The sequence below is a fragment of the Bartonella sp. 220B genome, assembly GCF_026930205.1.
GTDB lineage: Bacteria > Pseudomonadota > Alphaproteobacteria > Rhizobiales > Rhizobiaceae > Bartonella.
Window position 1 is genome coordinate 1 of sequence record NZ_JANHOI010000042.1, and the last position, 2,607, is coordinate 2,607.

Consider the following 2,607-nt stretch of genomic DNA (forward strand, 5'->3'; position numbering starts at 1 on the left):
TACAGGCTGATTGGCACCAGGCTTTTCCCATAATGCTAAAGTCGATGGGGGTGGCTTGTTAATACATCCAGCCGTGCTTAAGAGAGCTATGCAGCTCAACAATTTCAAAATTTTCTTCATTTTTCTCCTCCTTTAATGGATTTCTTTTACACTGAGATGGCTCATAAGCCTGTTGATATTTTTGTATTGCGATGGCGGAATGAGGGAATAATCCCGCCATTTCAAGCGAAGGCAAGGATGGCGGATTGTTGACCGTCATCACCAGCAAGAATTAAGGATAGCATTCATATTGTTCTGGATGCTTTTTACAAAACGGGCTATTTAAGCGCTTCTTGACACTTCTCTGTGGAATCACAGCTCCTGGACGACAAATGGGTAAGTTTTCTTCCCTGAAAGTATAACACCACCCTCCCGCTCTTGCTACCTCTTCATCTTTATAGCGGAATCCCGCTTGAAGCATGCAAGCATAAGTTGTTGCTTTTGCATTGATGTTCTGCTTTCTGTTTTCTGGAAATACATCATAAGGAGCTGGCATTCCACATTCTAAAAGTGCTTTTTTTACCTCAAGCCGATCTGCTCCTGGCTTCTCCCATGCGGTCAAGTATCCTGAAGGAGGCTTATTAAACTGGCATCCAATTATAACTAATAAAGCTATGCAACTCAATAATTTAAAGATTTGTTTCATTTTTTATTCCTTAAAGGGACTTGTACTCGATGAGATGAACCATAACGCACGGTACACTTATCGCTGGCATCTCCAAGGCAAGTATGGGGATTTATGGGATCTGAGAACATATTCCACCATTCTTTCCACCTGTTACTACCAGGAGGTATTGTCTCGTAAGTATAGCCATTGCCACCAATCACTCTGCTTACAAAATCATATCTATGCCCATCAAAGCCAATAGTGGTTTTTTTGCCACCTCTCAGATAAGTTAACAGACCTCTCGTAGCTTCGGCGTTAGCAGCTGGTCCATAAAGATTAATCTCTGTGTTCTCTGCTCTATCCTGTACACCTTGTTGTTTTAAAGAATTCAGCGTATTATACAATGTCATGCTAGCACGACTATGTCCATAAAGTTCCAACCCCTTGTTGCCATAGCCATATATCAAATCTTTTGCTTCTTGTGTGGAATTGGTCAAACCCCAAAAGTTATTTTCCATAAACTTCTGATAGCCTGCAACCATCAACTCTGAAATAGCAGAATCGGATTCAGGGAACACCACAAAATAGAGCGGTTCATGCTCATTATCAGATAATTGAACCGCATTACGCGCTGCCTCATCTGGTGTGTTAAAAAGGCCATTGTAAAACATACGCCTGATGCCATCAGAACCTTTCTGTAAATGCTCCTTATCCTCATCCGTTAAAGAATGCGTTCAGAGAAACAATCCCGCCATAAGAGCAGGATTGTTCATTATAACCAACAAAAATTAAGGTTGGCATTCATCCGCGTTTTTATACCTTTTACAAAACGGGCTGTTTAAGCGCTTCTGAACACTTCGTTGCGGAATAACAGCACCTGGACGACAAATGGGCAAGTTTTCGGCTCTAAAAGTATAACACGGCCTCCCTCCCCCTTTATAACGAAATCCTGCTTGAATCATACAAATATGGATTGTTGCTATTTGATTTAAGCTGCGATTGTCGTTTGCTGAATCAAGATCAATAAGGCTCGGCATTCCACATTCTAATAAGGCTTTTCCTACCTCAGTAGAATCCGCATCTGACTTCTCCCACATACTCACGTACTCTGGAGCAGGTTTGTCAATGTTTTCAATGTCACATCCAGTGACCGTTAACAAAATAAGCAGACTTAATAATTTAAACAACATTTTCATTTTTTGTTCCCTGTTCTCGTTGAATAAAGTTTTTTAAAACCAAATGAACCATAATTAGTTTTACATGCATCACCCGCATCACCATAACAATTATGGGTGCTAGGCTTAAAGCCCAAGACTGCTCCCCCTTCCTCTCTCACTGCAATTGCTGGTGGAAATAAATAATATGGTCTGAAAGGTACCCCATAAGCCGTAGGCCAATTGTAACCAATCACTGTACTAATGGGGTCTAATAGGTGGCCTTGTGTGTAGACGTAATTTTTTTCGCCATAGCTTATCTCATCTACTGTATTTGCTATCGATTGAGTGTGAGCAGCCGCTCCAACAAGATAGAAGTCTGTTTTCTTAGCTACACCGTAGACACCATGCTCTTTCAAGTTATTCATTCCATTGCTTACTGTTATGGTACCGCGGCTATGCGCACCAACAATTGCCCCTGTATTGCCATAACGATAGATAAAATCTTGGAACTTCTTTGTCGAATTACTCAATCCCCAACTGCTACCCTCCCAAAACTTTTGATAAAATGCTACCCCCAACTCTACGAGAACATCGTCAGCTTGGGGAAAGTATGTAAAATAAAGGGGATCATTTTTATTAACAGCCAATTGGACAGCATTACCCGCAGCATCATCTGGTGAATTAAAAATGCCATTGTAGAACATACGCCTGATGCCATCAGAACCTTTCTGTAAATGCTCCTTATCCTCATCCGTTAAAGGATGCGTTCAGAGAAACAATCCCGCTATTTAAAGCGAAAGCAAA

4 protein-coding genes are annotated in these 2,607 nt (G+C 41.2%); all 4 read right to left on the minus strand.

Translation table 11 applies throughout. The features are described from left to right. Positions 1–271: 271 nt before the first annotated feature. The 4 genes from NPX99_RS08495 to NPX99_RS08510 all read right to left on the minus strand — a co-directional run bounded on the left by NPX99_RS08495 (position 272) and on the right by NPX99_RS08510 (position 2,507). Positions 272–685: a hypothetical protein gene (locus NPX99_RS08495; RefSeq protein WP_269031398.1), complete on the minus strand. Its 414-nt coding sequence runs from the start codon at positions 683–685 to the stop codon at positions 272–274. Next, positions 682–1,317, minus strand: coding sequence for a filamentous hemagglutinin (locus NPX99_RS08500; protein ID WP_269031399.1), 636 nt, complete (start codon positions 1,315–1,317; stop codon positions 682–684). The genes NPX99_RS08495 and NPX99_RS08500 overlap by 4 nt, the downstream gene beginning before the upstream one ends. A gap of 117 nt (positions 1,318–1,434) precedes the next feature. Beyond that, positions 1,435–1,842: a hypothetical protein gene (locus NPX99_RS08505; protein WP_269031400.1), complete on the minus strand. Its 408-nt coding sequence runs from the start codon at positions 1,840–1,842 to the stop codon at positions 1,435–1,437. Further along, complete coding sequence (locus NPX99_RS08510; RefSeq protein ID WP_269031401.1) at positions 1,839–2,507, minus strand: hypothetical protein; 669 nt, start codon at positions 2,505–2,507, stop codon at positions 1,839–1,841. The genes NPX99_RS08505 and NPX99_RS08510 overlap by 4 nt, the downstream gene beginning before the upstream one ends. Positions 2,508–2,607 lie beyond the last annotated feature (100 nt).

Bases quoted from the DNA above. Each gene is read 5' to 3' on its own strand.
- NPX99_RS08505 (WP_269031400.1), bottom strand. From the start codon at position 1,842: ATGAAAATGTTGTTTAAATTATTAAGTCTGCTTATTTTGTTAACGGTC.
- NPX99_RS08510 (WP_269031401.1), bottom strand. From the start codon at position 2,507: ATGTTCTACAATGGCATTTTTAATTCACCAGATGATGCTGCGGGTAAT.
- NPX99_RS08500 (WP_269031399.1), bottom strand. From the start codon at position 1,317: ATGTTTTACAATGGCCTTTTTAACACACCAGATGAGGCAGCGCGTAAT.
- NPX99_RS08495 (WP_269031398.1), bottom strand. From the start codon at position 685: ATGAAACAAATCTTTAAATTATTGAGTTGCATAGCTTTATTAGTTATA.